The 18178-nt window shown below is 66.3% G+C and carries 12 protein-coding genes and 1 riboswitch; of the genes, 5 read left to right on the forward strand and 7 right to left on the reverse strand.

The features are described from left to right. Nucleotides 1-198 precede the first annotated feature (198 nt). The 4 genes from recC to arfB are packed head-to-tail and all read left to right on the forward strand — an operon-like array spanning nucleotide 199 to nucleotide 9657. A complete protein-coding gene (gene recC, locus NCT05_RS05700) occupies nucleotides 199-3597 on the forward strand; it encodes an exodeoxyribonuclease V subunit gamma (RefSeq protein ID WP_250501879.1) in 3399 nt (1132 codons plus the stop codon). Beyond that, a complete protein-coding gene (gene recB, locus NCT05_RS05705; RefSeq protein ID WP_250501880.1) occupies nucleotides 3594-7298 on the forward strand; it encodes an exodeoxyribonuclease V subunit beta in 3705 nt (1234 codons plus the stop codon). Before recC ends, recB begins: the two co-directional genes overlap by 4 nt. Next, the gene (gene recD, locus NCT05_RS05710) at nucleotides 7295-9247 is read left to right on the forward strand and encodes an exodeoxyribonuclease V subunit alpha (protein WP_250501881.1); all 1953 of its coding nucleotides are present in this window, start codon (nucleotides 7295-7297) and stop codon (nucleotides 9245-9247) included. Before recB ends, recD begins: the two co-directional genes overlap by 4 nt. Further along, a complete protein-coding gene (gene arfB, locus NCT05_RS05715) occupies nucleotides 9244-9657 on the forward strand; it encodes an alternative ribosome rescue aminoacyl-tRNA hydrolase ArfB (RefSeq protein ID WP_034474228.1) in 414 nt (137 codons plus the stop codon). Before recD ends, arfB begins: the two co-directional genes overlap by 4 nt. Before the next feature lies 1 nt (nucleotide 9658). Here arfB and NCT05_RS05720 read toward each other — a convergent pair whose 3' ends face one another. From NCT05_RS05720 to thiC, 7 genes are all read right to left on the reverse strand, one after another. Then, nucleotides 9659-10183, reverse strand: a complete 525-nt coding sequence (locus NCT05_RS05720) for a hypothetical protein (RefSeq protein ID WP_008350584.1) — start codon at nucleotides 10181-10183, stop codon at nucleotides 9659-9661. Nucleotides 10184-10307: 124 nt separating this feature from the next. Beyond that, nucleotides 10308-11240 (reverse strand): DMT family transporter, encoded by a 933-nt coding sequence (locus tag NCT05_RS05725; protein WP_175979897.1) that lies wholly within the window; start codon nucleotides 11238-11240, stop codon nucleotides 10308-10310. 119 nt (nucleotides 11241-11359) lie between these two features. Continuing rightward, nucleotides 11360-12961, reverse strand: coding sequence for an L-lactate permease (locus NCT05_RS05730; protein ID WP_034474233.1), 1602 nt, complete (start codon nucleotides 12959-12961; stop codon nucleotides 11360-11362). 257 nt (nucleotides 12962-13218) lie between these two features. Further along, entirely contained in the window at nucleotides 13219-13347 is a 129-nt protein-coding gene (locus NCT05_RS36745; protein ID WP_268811669.1) for a hypothetical protein, read from the reverse strand. A gap of 260 nt (nucleotides 13348-13607) precedes the next feature. Then, nucleotides 13608-14132, reverse strand: a complete 525-nt coding sequence (locus tag NCT05_RS05735; RefSeq protein ID WP_051996818.1) for a hypothetical protein — start codon at nucleotides 14130-14132, stop codon at nucleotides 13608-13610. A 204-nt stretch (nucleotides 14133-14336) separates the two neighbouring features. Beyond that, nucleotides 14337-14516: a YMGG-like glycine zipper-containing protein gene (locus tag NCT05_RS05740; RefSeq protein ID WP_372492622.1), complete on the reverse strand. Its 180-nt coding sequence runs from the start codon at nucleotides 14514-14516 to the stop codon at nucleotides 14337-14339. Between the two features lie 240 nt (nucleotides 14517-14756). Further along, nucleotides 14757-16688, reverse strand: coding sequence for a phosphomethylpyrimidine synthase ThiC (thiC, locus tag NCT05_RS05745; RefSeq protein WP_008350573.1), 1932 nt, complete (start codon nucleotides 16686-16688; stop codon nucleotides 14757-14759). A 129-nt stretch (nucleotides 16689-16817) separates the two neighbouring features. Further along, nucleotides 16818-16958: riboswitch (TPP riboswitch) on the reverse strand. Nucleotides 16959-17178: 220 nt separating this feature from the next. Here thiC and NCT05_RS05750 point away from each other — a divergent pair. Then, a complete protein-coding gene (locus NCT05_RS05750) occupies nucleotides 17179-18120 on the forward strand; it encodes an EamA family transporter (RefSeq protein ID WP_008350571.1) in 942 nt (313 codons plus the stop codon). The last annotated feature ends 58 nt before the right edge of the window (nucleotides 18121-18178 follow it).

The following is an 18178-nucleotide window of genomic DNA, read 5'->3' on the forward strand; positions in this document are numbered from 1 at the left end:
TCCTGTTTTACGCTCGTTGACGTCATGGGGACGAAGCGAGAATCGAGTCTAACCCAACTCACCCGGGCTTCGACCCTCGGCCATTCGGCCAGGTTCTCGGCGGCACGTCCGCTTTGTTATGCTGGCGCATTAGCTGACAAAGCTTTTCAAATCGCGCGCCGGTGAAGCTTTCACAGACCGCATAGCAAGCCGCTTTCCATGCTCGAACTCTTCTATTCGAATCGTCACGAGACGCTCGCCGCAGCGCTCTTCGAAGACCTCGACGCGTTTGCGATGCGCGAGGGCGATCCCTTCGCGCGCGAGTCCGTCATCGTGCCGAGCGCGGCGTTGCGGCGCCGGCTCGAACTCGATATGGCGGAGCGCTTCGGCATCTGCGCGAACGTCGACTTCTGTTATCTCGCGCAATGGCTGTGGGCGCAGATCGGGCGCGTGCTGCCGGTGCCCGCGCATTCGCCGTTTTCGCCGGACCGGCTCGCGTGGCGTTGCTATCGGCTCTTCGAAGATCCATCGTTCGGCGATTCGGCGCGGCTATCGACGTATCTGAACGCCGCCGACGATTCCATGCGCTACGAACTCGCGCGGCGCATCGCGACAGTCTTCGATCACTATCTGACGTATCGGCCCGAGTGGCTCACGCATTGGCAGGCGGGCGGCTCGATTCTCACGGGAAGCAATGCCGAAATCGACGCGCGCGGCCCGCGTCTTTCTGGCGCGAACGACATCCAGCGCGAGGACGAGCGCTGGCAACGAGCGCTCTGGCGCGCACTGCTCGAAGACCTGTCCCGCGATGAGAACGGCGACGAGAAAGACCCGACGCCGCCCGCATACCGCTTCCTCGCCGGTTCCCCCGGCTTCGATCTCGATACGGTGATGCGCGCGCAATGGCCGAGCCGCATCAGCGTGTTCGCCTTGCCGACGATGCCGCCGCTGCACATCGCGCTCTTGCGCGAGCTGTCGCGCTGGATCGACGTGCGCGTCTACGCGCAGAATCCTTGCCGCGAGTTCTGGTTCGACATCGTGAGCGAGGCGCGCGTCGAGCAACTCGAATTGAAGGGCGAGGCGGACTATCAGGAAGTCGGTCATCCGCTGCTCGCGGAGTGGGGCCGGCAGACGCAGGCGCAACTGCACATGCTGCACGAATTGACCGAGAGCGCGGCGTCGAGCGAGCGGCAACTGTACGAGAACAATCCCGCGCCTACGTGGCTCGCGCGTCTGCAAAACGGCATCCTCGCGCTCGATGAAGACAGCGCCGAGCCGCAGCCCGAGGACATCGTCGAGAACGGCATCGAAGTGCATGTTTGTCACAGCCTGTCGCGCCAGCTCGAAGTGCTGCACGATCGCTTGCTCGACTGGTTCGACGATATCGAAGGGCTGGAGCCTTCGGACGTGCTCGTCGCGTTTCCGGATCTCGCGGTCGCCGGGCCGCTCATCGACGGCATCTTCGGCACCGCGCCCGCGGGCGCGAGCAACGAGCGCCGGCGCATTCCGTATCGGATTACCGGCCTGCCGCCGTCGCAGGCGAATCCCGTCGCGCGCGCGCTCATCGACTGGCTCGCGCTCACCGAACGTAGCGTCGGCGCGCCCGAGCTCGTCGAATGGCTGCGCGTGGATGCGATCGCGGCGCGCTACGGCATCGACGCCGCCGCGCTCGAAACGGCGCAGGCGTGGCTCGCGGCGGCAGGCGCGCGGCGCGGCCTGCGTCCCGACGACGTGACGGCGGACGACGTGCCCGCCGCGCGTCACACATTCGCCGATGCGCTCACGCGGCTCTATCTCGGCTATGCGCTGCCGGGCGGCGGCGCGCCGGTCGCGGATTGGCTGCCGATCGAAGGGGCGAACGGGTCGGAGGCCGAATTGCTCGGCCGTCTCACGCGCTTCGTCGACGACATCGACGCGTTCGCCGAACGCATCGCGAGAGCGCGCACCGCGCGCGCCTGGGGCGATCTGCTGCTCGACGCGCTGGAGCGTTTTTTCGATGCGGGCGTCGCGTTCGCCGACGCCGTCGGCGACGTGCGCCGCGCGATCGATTCGCTGATCGCCGCAATGGACGAGGGCGCGGGCGAGACCGAAGTATCGGCCGCCGTGATCCGCACCGCGCTCACCGATACGCTCGACGATCCAGCGCGCGGCGGCGTGCCCTGGGGCGGCGTCACGTTCTCGTCGCTGACGAGCTTGCGCGGGCTGCCGTATCGCGTCGTGTGTCTGCTCGGCATGGACGACGGCATGCTGCCGAGCCTCGCGCGCGCCGACGAGTTCGATCTGATGGCGCGCTTCGGCAAGCTCGGCGACCGTCAGCGCCGCGACGACGAGCGCAATCTGTTTCTCGATCTCACGCTCGCGGCGCGCGACCGGCTGATGATCGCGTACACGGGCCGCAGCATCCGCGACAACGCCGTGCTGCCGCCCGCCGCGCTCATCGACGAACTGCTCGACTACCTCGCGCAGTCCGTCGCGGGCAAGCACGCGGCGCCGGACGAACTCGCGAACGCGCGCGCGCGCTTCGTGTTCGAGCATCCGCTGCAGCCGTATGCGTCCGAGTATTTTCGCGACGATGGCAGGCTCTTCACTTACGAACCCGAGCGCGCCGAACTCGCTCGCGCTTTGGAGTCGGGCAAGTCGCAGCCCGTCGCGCGATTCTTCAGCGCGCCGTTGCCGCCGGAAGACGACGCGCAGACCGTCGCGTTCGACGACTTCGTGCGCTTCTGGCGGCATCCGGCGCGCTCGCTGTTGCGCGACCGCCTGGGCATTGCGCTCGTCGATGCCGAGTCCGAACTCGACGACACCGAGCCGTTCGAGCTCGGCTTCGCGGGCCGCGATGCGCTCGCCGCGCGCGTGCTGCCCGCGCTGCTCGACGCCGCCGACGATGGCGAGCGCGCCGCGCGGGAACTCGCAAGACGCGTCGCGCGCGCGAGTCCCGAAATGCCGGGTGGCGCGACGGGCGGCGTGTGGCAGGCGCGCGAACTGCACGCGCTCGGGCAACTGGCGGAGCGCGTGCGGGCATCGACGTCGGCGGGCGTCGAACGTCTGCCGTTCTCGCTGGACGTGAGGCCACGCTGGCCCGACACCGCGGGCATCGCGCTATTCGGCGCGCACGACGATTCGCTCGTCGACGTCCGTCCGATGGCGCTCGTCGGCACGTTGAACGCGCTGACGCCGCAAGGCCAGGTGATCTATCGCTACGACGCGCCGCGCGCGCGCGATTATCTGTCCGCGTGGCTCGCGCATCTCGCGTACTGCGCGGCGCTGCCCGACGGACCGCGCCGCACGATCTGGCACGGGCGCGGCGCACAATCGGCGGATTTCGAACTGATGCCCGTCGCCGATCCGCTCGCGCATCTCGCCGCGCTCGCGTCGCTCTATCGCGCGGGACGCCGCATGCCGCTGCGCTTCTTTCCGAAGAGCGCGTGGCTCAAGGTGAAGGAGGGCGATTCGAAAGCGCAGGCGGCGTGGGAATCCGAGCGCACGCACGCCGAATCCGACGATCCGGTGTTTCGCATCGCCTTTCGCGGCGCGGACCTCGCACTCGACGACGCCTTCGCCGCGCTCGCGCGCATCGTGTTCGAACCGCTCGTGCAACATCTGCGGAGCGGCGCATGACCAACCTGACTTCATCTCTGGACAACATCGGCGTGCAGGAACTCGACGTCTTCTCTTGCGCGCTCGACGGCGTCAATCAGATCGAGGCTTCCGCCGGCACCGGCAAGACCTGGAACATCTGCGCGCTCTACGTGCGGCTGCTGCTCGAAAAGCGCCTGTCCGTCGAGCAGATTCTCGTCGTCACGTTCACGAAGGCGGCGACCGCCGAGCTGCACGAGCGCATCCGCTCGCGGCTCGCGGGCGTTGCCCATGCGATCGAAAACGGCGATGCGGCGGGCGATCCGTTCATCGAGCAACTGTTCGACACGACGCTCGCCGGCATCGACGCAGACGAAGCCGCGAAGCGCCTGCGCATCGCGGTGTCGACCTTCGATCAGGCCGCGATCCACACGATTCACGCGTTCTGCCAGCGCGCGCTGCAGGAAGCGCCGTTCGCCGCGGCGATGCCGTTCGCGTTCGAAATGGAAGCCGACGACAGCGCGTTGCGCTTCGAACTCGCCGCCGACTTCTGGCGCGAGCGCGTCGAGCCGGTGGCGGCGCGCGTGCCGTCTTTCGCGTCGTGGCTCGTCGCGAAGGGCGCGGGTCCGGCATCGCTCGATGCGCAACTCGCGCGGCGTCTGAAGAAGCCGCTCGCGGCGCTGCGTTTCGGTGACTTCGGCGCCGCGCAAACCGCCGACATGCAGGCGCTCTTCGACCAAGCCTGCACGTTGTGGCACGCCGAGCGCGACGGCATCGTCAAGCTGCTCTCCGACGCGAAGGATGCGCTGAAAGCGAACAGCTACAGCACGAAGATCGTCGGCGAGGCCATCGAGGCATGGAGCGCCTACTTCGCGGAAGGCGATTGCCACGCGCCGCCGCCCGAGCGGGCGCTCAAGCTCACGGCGACCGCGCTCGCCAAGGGCACCAAGGTCAAGAACACGCCGCCCGCGCACGCCTTCTTCGATCAGGCCGATGTGCTCGCCGCGTCCGCCGCCGCCGCCGAGGCATCGCAGCGCGCGATGTGGCTCGACATCGTGCGTGAATGGCTCGATCACGCGCCTTCGGAACTCGCCGCGCGCAAGCGCGCGCGCCGCGTCGTGTCGTTCGACGATCTGCTGTCGAACCTGCATCACGCGCTCGTGAAGCACGCGTGGCTCGCCGAGGCGTTGCGCGCGCGTTATCCAGCCGCGCTCATCGACGAATTTCAGGACACGGACCCGCTGCAGTTCGCGATCTTCGATCGCGTATTCGCGCCGCACGGGCCGCTCTTTCTCGTCGGCGACCCGAAGCAGGCGATCTACAGCTTCCGCGCCGCCGACCTGCACACGTATCTCGCCGCGCGCGACGGCGCGAGCGCGCGCTACACGCTCGCGGTCAACCAGCGCTCCACGCCGCCGATCATCGAGGCGTGCAACCGTTTGTTCGAGGCGAATCCGTCGGCGTTCATCCTGGATGGGCTCGACTATCAGCCGGTGCGCGCGGGCACGCGCCAGCGCGGACCGTTCGTCGACAACACGCCTGCCGCCGCGTATTCGGACATCGCGGATTTCTGCGTGTGGATGCTGCCGCACGGCGAATCGGTGCTTGTGAAAGCGAATGCGCAGCGCGATGCCGCAGAGGCCTGCGCCGCCGAGATCGCGCGGCTGTTGCGCGGTGCGCAGCGCGGCGAAGTGACCATCGGGAAAGCGCCGCTGTCGGCGGGCGATATCGCCGTGCTCGTGCGGACGCATCGGCAGGGCAGTCTCGTGAAGCGCGTGCTCGCGGCATGGGGCATCGGCAGCGTGGAGCTCGCGCAGGCGTCCGTGTTCGGCTCGCTCGATGCCGAGCAGATCGAGCGCGTGCTCGCCGCCATCGACACGCCGGGCGATCTGCGCCGCCTGCGCGCCGCGCTCGCTACCGACTGGTTCGGGCTCGACGCCGCCGCGCTCTGGCGGCTCGAACACGCGGACGCCGCCGATCCGCACGGCGAGCCGATCGATTCGACGAGCTGGGTCGAGCGCTTCTCGCGCTATCGCACGATCTGGCACGAGCGCGGCTTCGCGGTGATGTGGCGCACGCTCGCGCGCGAGCTGTCGATCGCGACGCGTCTCGTCGCACGGCCCGACGGCGAGCGCCGGCTCACGAACGTGAATCATCTGGCGGAGCTGCTGCAGGCGCGCTCGGCCGAACAGCCCGGCATCGCGCCGACGCTGCGCTGGCTCGCGGCGCAACGCGAACAGCAGGGCGGCGGCGAGGAAGCGCAACTGCGTCTCGAATCGGACCGCAATCTCGTGCAGATCGTGACCGTGCACAAGTCGAAAGGGCTTGAGTATGCGGTCGTGTTCTGTCCGTTCCTGAACGACGGCGCGTCGCGCGAGGCGTCGAAATCCGGTTTGCCCGATGCGCGCGAGTATCACGACGACGCGGGCGTGGCGGTGCTGCATTACGGCATGGAAGGCGACGAAGACGATCTCGCGAGTGCGGCCATTGCGCGCGAGCAGGCGGCCGAGAGCGCGCGTCTCGTGTATGTCGCGCTGACGCGCGCGGTGTTCCGCTGCTATGTCGTCGCGGGTTCTTATCTGTCGAGCCGGTCGACGAAGGAGTCGCGCCGAAGCGTCCTCAACTGGCTCGTCGCGGGTGGCGGAAAAGACTTCGATGCGTTCTGCGATGCGCCGCCCGAGGAAGCGGAAATCGTCGCGGCGTGGCATGCGGTTGCGGCGCGGTCGCAGGGCGCGATCGGCGTCGCGCCGCTGCCGGTGATCGACACGCGCGAGCCGCTCGAAGCCGACGCGTCCCACGAACACGACATCGCCGCGCGCACGAACCGGCGCATCCTGCGCGATCGCTGGCGCATGGCGAGCTTCAGTTCGCTGATCGCGGCGGGCGCGCGCGACGAGGCGAATCAGGCGCAGCCGGTGGAAGCGCGTCCGGATCACGACGAACTCGCCGCGCTCGATGACACCGCGCGCACGGACGCCGCTTCAAGTGACGAATCGCCGCTCGATCCCGACGACATTCTCGCGTTTCCGCGCGGCGCGGCGGCGGGCGAATGCCTGCATCGCATGTTCGAGCTGGCGGATTTCACCGATGAGTCGAGCTGGCCGGCCGCCGTCGAGCGCGCGCTGCACGAGCATCCGACGCCCGCGCCGGAAGCGCTCGCGCCGCGCCTGCGTCCGATGATGCTGCGTCTCATCGGCGACACCGTGAGGAGCGAAATCGCGCCCGGCATGCGGCTCGCGACCATCCCGACGACGCGCCGCATGAACGAACTGGAGTTCCTGTTCCCGGCGGATTCGCTCGATTTCAGCGCGTTGCGGCGTCTGCTCGCGGCGCACGGTTTTCCCGACGTCGCGCTGGAGGCGGGCGCGTTGCGCGGATTCATCAAGGGTTTCATCGACATGATCGTCGAGCACGAAGGCCGTTTCTGGATCATCGACTGGAAGTCGAATCACCTGGGCGATGCCGCTTCCGACTACGCCGCCGCGCCGCTCGCCACGGCAATGGCGGAGCACGCGTATCACCTTCAGGCGCTCATTTACGTGGTCGCGCTGCATCGATATTTGCGCGCGCGGCTCGCGGGCTATGCGTACGACACGCATGTCGGCGGCTATCTGTATCTGTTCGTGCGCGGCGTGCGCCCGGACTGGCGCGACGGTGAAGAAGCGTGCGGCGTGCATCGCGGACGGCCGTCGCTGGAACTGGTCGAGGCGCTCGATCGTTTGATGTCGGGAGGCGCGGCATGAGCACGCTCGATGCAGTGCAGGCGACGCGCCCCGTGCCCGCGCCCGCCGATGAAAGCGCGGCGCTCGCCGAAGGTTTCGCGCGGCGCATGAGCGCGCTCGCGGCGCGCCTGAACGCAGACGAACGCAGCGTGCTGTGGGCCGAACGCGCCGCGCTCGCGATGAGCCGCGCGACCGCGCAAGGCCACGTGTGCCTGCCGCTCGCCGCGCTCGCGCGCCGTCACGACGCGCGTTTCGACGAGGCGCGCGACGCGCTGCTTGCAAGCGGTGTCGCGTGCCTCGTGCGCGGCGGCGCGCGCGCGGACGCGGCCGACCTGCTGCCGCTCGTCATCGACGAGGACGGGCGGCTTTATCTCGCGCGCTACTTCGACTACGAGCGCAGGCTCGCGTGCTCGCTCGTCGAACGTTCGCGCGATACGCGCATGACCGCTTCGCGAGAGGACATCGCGCGACAGGCCGAACGCATCGCGCGCTATTTCGGCCCGCGCGCGGATGACGACATCGACTGGCAGCGGGTCGCGGCGTTCGTCGCGCTGGCGGGACGGCTGACGATCGTGAGCGGCGGGCCGGGCACCGGCAAGACGACGACCGTCGTCGGCGTGCTCGCGTGTCTGCTCGACGCGGATCCGGACTTGCGGATCGCGCTCGCCGCGCCGACCGGCAAGGCGGCGCAGCGCATGCAGGAGGCGCTCATCGAACGCGCGGACAAGCTGCCGCCCGAACTCGCCGAACGCCTGCCGCGCACGTCGTTCACGTTGCAGCGATTGCTCGGCGTGCAGTCGGACGGGCGCTTCCGGCATCATCGCGACAATCCGTTGCCGTATGACGTGATCGTCGTCGACGAAGCCTCGATGATCGACGTCGCGCTCGCCGCCCATCTGCTCGAAGCCGTCGCGCCGGCGAGCCGTCTCGTGATGCTCGGCGACAAGGATCAACTGTCGGCGGTGGAAGCGGGCGCGGTGTTCGCGGAACTGAGCGCGGAGCCGTCGTTCAGCCATGCGGGCGTGGCGCGCATCGCGGCGGCGCTTTCGGTCGATGCGAAGCGCCTCGAAGCCGCATTGCCGAACGCCGCGCCCATCGACGATTCCGAGGGCTACGGCGATCTCTTCGACGCGAAGGCCGAGCCCGCGCTCACCGATTGCGTCGTGTGGCTGCAGAAGAACTATCGCTTCGGGCTCGATTCGGACATCGGGCGTCTGTCGATCGCAATCCGCAATGGCGACGAACGGGCCGCGCTCGATGCGCTCGATCCATCGGGCGAGCGCGCGGCCGTGCTCTTCGACGATGGCGACGCGACGCTGTCCGAGCGCACCCTCGCGCGTCTCGCGAAAGGCTTCGCGCCGTACGCGGACGCGCTATCGGCCGTGCTCGACGGCGAGCAAGCGGATCACGCCCGACTCTTCGATGCGCTGAATCGCTTCCGCGTGCTGTGCGCGACGCGCAAGGGGCCGCGCGGCGTCGACGAAGTGAACGCGCGCATCGCGGCGGAAGTGCGCGAGCAAGCGGGCATTGCGCTTGCACTCGGTGCACAGTGGTTCGCCGGACGGCCGGTGATCGTCACGCGCAACGACTACGCGCTCGGGCTTTTCAACGGCGATATCGGCATCGCGCTGCCGGGCGCCGACGGCCTGTTGCGCGTCGCGTTCCGCCTGGCCGATGGCGCGCTGCGCTACGTGTCGCCCGCTGCGCTGCCGCCGCACGACACCGCGTTCGCGCTCACCGTGCACAAGTCGCAAGGCTCGGAGTTCGAGCACGCGGCGCTCGTGTTGCCCGGCGCGTTCGTGCGCGTGTTGTCGCGCGAGCTGGTGTACACGGCGATCACGCGGGCGAAGCGCAGAGTCGAAGTGATCGGCTCGGCGGCGATCTTCGCGCAAGCCGTCCGGGAGCCGACGCGCCGCGACTCCGGGCTGGCCGCGAGAATGCGGCGCCTATCCAGGGAATTCGACCGATGACCATCACCGACAGCCTCGCCGTCCCGCCCAACGAAATCGAGCTGACGGCCGTGCGCGCGCAAGGCGCGGGCGGTCAGAACGTCAACAAGGTGTCGAGCGCGATCCATCTGCGCTTCGACATCCGCGGGTCTTCGTTGCCGGAGCACATCAAGGCGCGTCTGCTCGCGCTTTCCGACAGCCGCGTCACGCGCGAGGGCGTGATCGTCATCAAGGCGCAGGAGCATCGCACGCAGGACATGAATCGCGCGGCGGCGCTCGCGCGTCTCGACGAACTCATCCGCAGCGTGTCAATCACGCGCCGCAAGCGAATCGCGACGAAGCCGACGCGCGCATCGCAGTTGCGGCGCGTCGAAGGCAAGGTGAAACGCGGCGCGATCAAGGCGGGACGCGGGCCGGTGCGCGGCGAATGACTCAGCTTTGCCACTTCGGCGGCATGTCGACGCGCGGCCCGAAGAACCACGACTTGAGCACGTCGCGTCCGATCACGCGGCCCAGTTCGGCGAACGCACAGTAGTTGCCGATCATCAGCACGAGAAGGATCTGGACGGCCCAGAACTGCGGCCAGTTGATATGCGCGATGAGCGCCTGATTCGCGGCAGCAAGGCCGTGGGTCTCCTTCCAGAAGTCCAGCAGCCGCTCGAGATAGTGCAGGATGCCAGCGATGGCCGTGTAGATCAGCGTTTTCCAGGCGGCGTTCCAGACCAGCGGACGGTCCGGATAGCGGTTGATGAACGGCAGCATGTTGGCGATCAGCACGGACTTGCCGAGAATCAGCGAAGCGACGAGCACCGACATCGACGAGGTCAGCGAAATGCCGGTGCCCATTACCATCAACGCGCGCACGATGGCGACGGCATGCAGGAGGATGAAAAAGAAAACGGTCGGCGGGACCATTTTCATCATTTCGTGCTTGAGCTTGGCGAACAGATCGTGCATGACGGCTCCCGGCAAAAGCGCGAAGGATGACGCGGCGCCGCACGGCGTGCAACGGCATCCAAACAATTTCACCCTTGCGGACGATGCCGCCCGCACACCGCCGCTTTTCCCGAAAGCAGTATAGTCAGCGCGCGAATTTTCGCCGTCCGACGAACGGCACGCGTTTCACAACGCCCGTCGCGAGCGCGGTGCCCGCGAGCACGATCGCGCAGCCCGCCATCATGACGAGCGAGACGTGCTCGCCGAGAAAGAGCGCGCCCCACAGAATGCCGAACAGCGGAATCACGAACGTGACGGTCATCGCGCGCGCCGGGCCCGCGACCGCGACCAGATGGAAGTAGATGAAATACGCGATCCCCGTGCAGCCGATGCCGAGCGCGAGCACCGCGCCCCATGCGTGCGCGGAAACCGGCGCGGCGGGCCACGTAAAGAGCGCGATCGGTGCGAGCGTGAGCGTTGCGCCGATCATGCTGCCGGCCGCGTTGGTCATCGCGTCGACGTCCATCAGATACTTTTTCGCGAAGTTGCCCGCGACGCCGTAAAGCGCCGACGCCGCCAGCGCCGCCGCCGCCGCGAGCATGCCTTGCACCGGCAGCGCGGCGGCTTGCCCGGCGTGCTCCGGCGCGATCTGGTTCCACACCAGCACGAGCACGCCCGCGAAGCCGATCGCCATGCCGATCGTGCGCGCGGTCGTCAGGCGATCCTTGAGCCACAGGAAAGCGACGAGCGCGCCGAACAGCGGCGTCGTCGCGTTGATGACGGACGTGGCCCCGGCCGAAAGCGTCAATTCGGCATACGCGAAGAGACAAAACGGCGCGGCCGAGTTGAGAATGCCGACGGCGAGCAACTGAAGCCAGCGTTTCTTCAGCGTCGCGGCGGTTTGGGCGAGCGGCCGCCGCGAAAGCAGCATCGCGATCAGGAACACGGCGCCGATGCCCACGCGCACGGCCATCAGCGGCGCGACGCCGAACTCGGCGACGCCCACGCGGATGAAGAGAAACGACGCGCCCCACAGGGCGGCGAGGACGATCAGTTGCAGCAGATTGGCGGGTGACATGGCGGGCGGACTTCGCAAGGCTCATCGAAAGTCCGCGCATGTTAGCACCGCGTTCGTCTCAGAAATGGTCCGCCGGACGAAAGCGCAAGAAGCGGGAGAAACAGGAGAAGCGCGAAAGCTCAATGCGGCGGGATCATCCACGTCAGCACGTTTTGCTGCAGCCACACGAGCACGCCGAGCAGGATCGTCAGCAAGATCGAATGCTTGAACGTGCGCGCGAACACGAGGCCTTCCTTGCCTTTGAGCTCGGTGGTCGCGACGCCGGTCGAGATGTTTTGCGGCGAGATCATCTTGCCCATCACGCCGCCCGACGAATTGGTCGCCGCCATCAGCACCGGATTGAGGTTGAGCTGGTTCGCCGCGACGACCTGCAGATTGCCGAAGAGCGCGTTGCCCGACGTGTCGCTGCCGGAGAGGAACACCGCGACCCACCCGAGGAACGCGGACACGAGCGGGAAGAACGGCCCGACCGACGCCACGCCCAGACCGAGCGTGTAGTTCATGCCCGAGTAGTTCATCAGATACGCGAGGCCGACGATCGTCGCGACCGTCAGGATGGCGATGCGCGTCTGCACCCACGTATCGCCGATCGCCGCGACGTATTCGCGCGCGGGCAGCTTCACCATCAACGCGGTGATGATCGACGCGACCAGGATCGCCGTGCCCGTCGCGAGTGGCTGGAAGTCCCAGATCGCGCCGTAAGGCTGCTTGTAGAGCGTGATGTAGACCGCCTTGTCGAGGCCCGGCCACGCGATTTTCACGTCGCCGATCATGAAGATCTTGAGCACCGTCCACACGATCACGACCACCGAGACCACGATCCACGGCACCCAGCCCTGGCCGCCCGGAATCGCCGAACGCGTCGCGCCGGCGCGCTCGACGTTCACCGCGAAGCGCTCGTCCGCGACCGGCTTCCAGACGCGCAGGAACGCGATCGTCACGATCAGCGAGACGAGCGACGAAAGCACGTCGGTGAGCGCATAGCTGATGTAGTTCGACGTCACGAACTGCGTCAATGCGAACACGCCGCCCGAGACGAGCAGCACGGGCCAGATACGCATCATGTTGCGAAAGCCCGCGTAGATACCGATCACATAGAAGGGCAGAAAGAGCGCGAAGAACGGCAACTGGCGACCGACCATTTTGGCGAGCGCATCGGTGGGCAGGTGCGTGACTGCGCCTAGCACGGTGATCGGCACGCCGAGCGCGCCGAACGCGACCGGCGCCGTGTTGAAGATCAACGTGAAGGTCAGCGCTTCGAGTGTCGGGAAGCCGAGCAGGATCAAGAGCGAACTCGTGATCGCGATCGGCGTGCCGAAGCCCGAAATCCCTTCGAGCAGCGCGCCGAACGAGAAGCCGATCACGACGAGCACGATGCGCCGGTCGTTCGGCAGGTTATCGACCATCCACATGCGAAACGCTTCGAAGCGCCCCGAGCGCTGCGCGACGTTGTAGAGCAGGATCGCGGCGAAGACGATCCACATGACGGGCCACAGCGCGAACACGGCGCCGGCCGCGACCGAATCGAGCGCGAGCCCGACCGGAAAATGCCAGCCCGCGATGGCGATGACGAGCGCAAGGACCAGCCCCGCGAGCGACGCCTGCCACGCGGGACGGCGCGCCCAGCCGAGCAGCACGAGCACGAGGATGATCGGCAGCGCGGCGACGATGAAGGATGCGAACAGGGAATTGGCGATCGGGGTGAGTAGCTGGTGGAACATCGGGTCTCCTTCGTTCTGTCATGAACCGAAGCGGCGCCAACGCGAAGCCGCGATGCGCGTGGAGTTCGATGTCCGGTCGCCGGCTTAAGCAACCGCATAACGCGCACACTAAGAATAGGGCGCGAAGGGCATGCGTCAAGGCGTGAATGCCCGTCCATTCCGGCCACGGCGTGGCGCGCAGAGGTGAATGGACGTGAAGGGACGCGCCGCTTGCGGGCGCGTCATCGATGCGGACGGAGAAGCACGGACGAGCGCGATCAGCCCTCGGCGACGGCGCTCGGCGCGCTCTCGTCGCGACCGGCCGATGGCGTCTGGCGGAAGACCCACACGGTCAGAAGGCCGAGCGAGGCGAAAATCCACAGCAGGAAAAACACGAAGGCCATCATGTCCGATCCCCCGATACGGAAAAGTGCGCGGAACAACGGTTATCGCCGTTGCGACTCGATGCAGGGAAGCTATGTAGCCAAAACCGTGCCAATCATCTGGCGAATAGTGGCGAAGCCTTGTCGGATAAGGAAAGTGCGCCGGCGCACGATGAAGCGCGTCGTGCGCGCGAGCCCGTGTCGAAAGGAAAATGTTGCAGCAGTGTTACGCGGCAAGGCGACAAACGGCTTTTTGTCTCACCTGGCGTATCGCGGCGCGGCGATCAGTGTCCGCGGCCGCCGCCTCCGCCGCCATGCCAACTGCCGCCGCCGCCGTGCCAGCCGCCGCCCCCATGCCACCCGCCGCCGCCGTGCCATCCGCCACCGTGGTAGCCGCCGCGATAGCCATGTCCCCAGCAGCATCCGCTGCCGCCCCAGTAGCCGAAGCTGAACGAAACCGCCGGATAACCGTAGCCGTAGCCGTAGTACGCCGGATAGCCGTAGTACGGGTAAGCCGCATACGGCGGGTAATACGGATAGGGATACGTCCGGTAGTAGTCGGAGTACGACGAGCCGACGGCGTATTCGTACTGTGGCGGCAAGGTCGCGGATGACGTCGGCGTGGCCGCCGTGCCGGACGCGGGCAACGCAAATTCCCGCTGCGTGTAGGTCGCGCCGACGACAGGCGCGGGCGGATAAGCTGGATAAGCCGGATAACCGTAAGGGTAATAACATCCGCCGAGAAGAAGCCCGGCGGCGAGCGCTGCGGCGGCCGTCCTGGGTCCGGACATGCTGCGGGCGGAAATCATGGCACTGCTCCTTGCGTTACGGCTTGCGGGACGTGGGATCGAATGAAATTGGCCCCTTAAGAAGCAGCTTAGTCGAACGACAACCGGGAGGCGCGCCGCGTGATGTGAAAAAGCATTGCGGCGCGCCTTTATGTAACAGAAATGAAACAGCGGGTCGTTGATGGCGGCGAAACGCGTCCGTTGCGTCGTAGGACGATGTTCGCGCTACTTCCCGACCTGATTGCCGATAATCCCGCCGACCGCCGCGCCGCCGAGCGTCGAAAGCGCGCTGCCGCCGATCACCGCGCCGCCCGCCGCACCGACGCCGGCGCCGATAGCCGTATCCCGTTGACGCGTGGTCATGTCGCCGCAAGCGGTCAGTCCTCCCAGAAACCCAACAATCATTGCAGCGGCGCCGATCTGTTTGATGATTTTCATGTCGACTCTCCAATTCGAAGATGAGATGAATCGGCTGCGGCTCGGCCGCATTTGCGCCGGTTCACGCACTCGACCAGCAGAAAAGATGCCCGAATCGTCGGATGAACCGCTCATTCAGGCCCGACAAGGCTTTGCGCCCGGCGCACACATAAAAAACGGCCTGCCGCACGCGCTGTGCGACAGGCCGTTGTCAGCGAGTCAGAAGCTTCAGGTCGGCTGATAGATTTCCGAGCCCTTTTTCACGAACTCGATCGCCTTCGTCTCCATGCCCTTGGCGAGCGCCTCGCTTTCGCTGACACCTTGCTTCGCCGCGAAATCGCGCACGTCCTGCGTGATCTTCATCGAGCAGAAGTGCGGGCCGCACATCGAGCAGAAATGCGCGACCTTCGCGGAATCCTTCGGCAGCGTTTCGTCGTGGAATTCGCGCGCCTTGTCCGGATCGAGACCGAGATTGAACTGGTCTTCCCAGCGGAATTCGAAGCGTGCCTTCGACAGCGCGTTGTCCCGCACCTGCGCGCCCGGATGACCCTTCGCGAGATCGGCCGCGTGCGCCGCGAGCTTGTACGTGATGATGCCTTCCTTCACGTCGTCCTTGTTCGGCAGCCCCAGGTGTTCCTTGGGCGTGACGTAGCAGAGCATCGCGGTGCCGAACCAGCCGATCATCGCAGCGCCGATGCCCGACGTGATGTGGTCGTAACCCGGCGCGATGTCGGTCGTTAGCGGCCCGAGCGTGTAGAAGGGCGCTTCGTCGCACCATTCCAGTTGCAGGTCCATGTTTTCCTTGATGAGCTGCATCGGAACGTGGCCGGGGCCTTCGATCATCACCTGCACGTCGTGCTTCCACGCGATCTGCGTCAGTTCGCCGAGCGTCTTCAGTTCGCCGAGCTGGGCTTCGTCATTGGCGTCGTAGATCGAGCCGGGGCGCAGGCCGTCGCCGAGGGAGAACGAGACATCGTATTGCTTCATGATTTCGCAGATGTCTTCGAAGTGCTCGTAAATGAAGCTTTCCTTGTGATGCGCGAGGCACCACTTCGCCATGATCGAGCCGCCGCGCGACACGATGCCCGTCATGCGGTTCGCGGTCAGCGGCACGTATTGCAGGCGCACGCCGGCGTGAATCGTGAAGTAATCGACGCCTTGCTCCGCCTGCTCGATGAGCGTGTCGCGGAAGATTTCCCACGTCAGGTCTTCGGCCTTGCCGTTCACCTTTTCGAGCGCCTGATAGATCGGCACCGTGCCGATCGGCACCGGCGAATTGCGGATGATCCACTCGCGCGTTTCGTGGATGTGCTTGCCGGTCGACAGATCCATGACCGTGTCGCCGCCCCAGCGAATTGCCCACGTCATCTTGTCGACTTCCTCGCCGATCGACGACGTGACCGCCGAATTGCCGATGTTCGCGTTGATCTTCACGAGGAAGTTGCGGCCGATAATCATCGGCTCGCTTTCCGGGTGATTGATGTTCGCGGGGATGATCGCGCGGCCGCGCGCCACTTCCTCGCGCACGAATTCAGGCGTGATTTCCTTCGCCGCGTCCTTGCCGAACGCCGCCGCGCCGAAGGCTTGTCCGGCGTGCTGGCGGCCCATCATCTTCGCGAGCTTTTCGCCGTTGGGGCCGCTCGTGCGCAGGCTTTCGAGATACTCCGCGCGACGCTGGTTCTCGCGAATCGCGATGTACTCCATCTCCGGCGTGATGATGCCTTGGCGCGCGTAGTGCATCTGCGAGACGTTCTTGCCGGCGAGCGCGCGGCGCGGATGACGGTGCAAACCCGGAAAGCGCAGTTCGGCCGTTTTCGGATCGGCGGCGCGCTCGCGGCCGAACTCGCTCGACAGGCCGCTCAGTTCCTCGGTGTCGCCGCGCTTTTCGATCCACGCGCCGCGCAGCGCGGGCAGACCGCTGCGAATGTCGATCTGCGCGTCGGGATCGGTGTACGGGCCCGACGTGTCGTACACGTAGACGGGCGGATTCTTCTCGCCGCCGAAGCCGTCGGGCGTGTCGGATTGCGTGATCTCGCGCATCGGCACGCGGATGTCGGGCGTCGAACCTTCGACATAGACCTTGCGCGAGTTCGGCAGCGGCGCGATGGCGGCGGCATCGACGACGGCGTTTTCCGAGAGGAACTTCGGGTTGGCATTCATGTGCTTGATCTCCTAAGGGACGATTTTTTTCAGCACGAGCGATGTCGTAGCTCGTGGTGACTCAGGAGCTAAACAGGGAGGAACGAGATGGAAAGGTACGGGTCCGGTTGAAGTGGCGTGGACTGCGGCCTATGGAACCCGAACGCTTCCCTGCGCTGGCATTATCCAGATCAGGTTCAAAGGGTATTTCTCACCCACGCCACACGAAGCGCTTCGTCGATGAAACCGCACGAAACCGCGATGTGCAACGCAGGACCCCCGCGTTAGCAGCCGACACGTTACACCGCGGCGTGGCGTCTTGGCAACCATCCCGAAAATGAGCCGATGGATGCGAGCGCTTACTGCATAATGTCGGGCGCCGCGGATTTCCGGGTTTTCCCGAAGGTCGCGCGGTCCTTCCTCGCGCCATTCCCCTTTGCTTTACGCCATGTCGTTCTGTCTGGTTTTGCCCGTTTTTCTCCGGCGCGCAGCCGTCGCCGCGGAGTGATGCATGTCCGCTCTGCCTCCGCCGCGCCTGCCGTTCAGCTTCCCTGACCGTTTTCCGTTTCGCGCGCCGCGCTCTTTCAAGGGGCAGGTCGCGCTTGCGCTGACGGTCGTCTATCTCGTTTGGGGATCGACGTATCTCGGCATCCATCTCGCGCTCGAATCTTTTCCGCCGTTGATGCTCGGCGGGCTGCGCAATCTGTTCGCGGGCATCGGGCTATTCTTGATCGCGGTGCATCGCAAGTCGGTGTGGCCCAGCGCGCGGGAAGTGCGCAACGCGGCGATCGTCGGCACGTTGCTGGAAGGTCTGTCGAGCGGGATGATGGCTTACGGCATGCGGACCGTGGGGACCGGCACGGCCGCCGTGATGGTCGCGACGGTGCCGCTTTTCGCGACGATCTTCACCGCGCTCAGCGGACGCGGCGTCGCGAAAGGCGAGTGGTTCGCGGTGGCGCTGGGTCTGCTCGGGATCGTGCTGCTGAATCACGGCGATCCCTCGCCGAGTTCGACGGTCGGCACGCTGGCGATTCTGTGCGCCGCGATCTTCTGGGCGGGCGGCGCGCATCTGGCGACGCGCCTGCCGCAGCCTTCCGATTTGCTGATGTCGACGGCGCTGCAGATCGGTTTGGGCGGATTGATCGCGACGGCGATCGCGTTCGCATCGGGCGAGCGGTTGGCGAGCGTCGGCGTCGGCGCGGGGTTCTCGTTTTTGTATCTCGTCGTGATCGGTTCGATGGCCGCTTATGTCGCGTATAACTTTCTGATCCGCAATACGAGCACGATTGTCGCGACGAGTTGTCTTTATGTGAATCCGGTGGTGGCGGTTGGTTTGGGCGCGCTGCTGCTCGGGGAAATCGTCACGCAGTGGACCGTGATTGCGACCGTTGTGATTCTGCTTTCCGTTGGGCTGTCGTTCTGGTTTGATCAGCGGCGGCGGGGACTTCTCTGAACGCACCATCCTTGTAAAAACCGCTTCTCGTCACGCGGCGACGCTGCATTGATCGATG

Origin of the sequence: Caballeronia sp. AZ7_KS35, assembly GCF_023631045.1 — a bacterium.
Taxonomy (GTDB): domain Bacteria; phylum Pseudomonadota; class Gammaproteobacteria; order Burkholderiales; family Burkholderiaceae; genus Caballeronia; species Caballeronia zhejiangensis.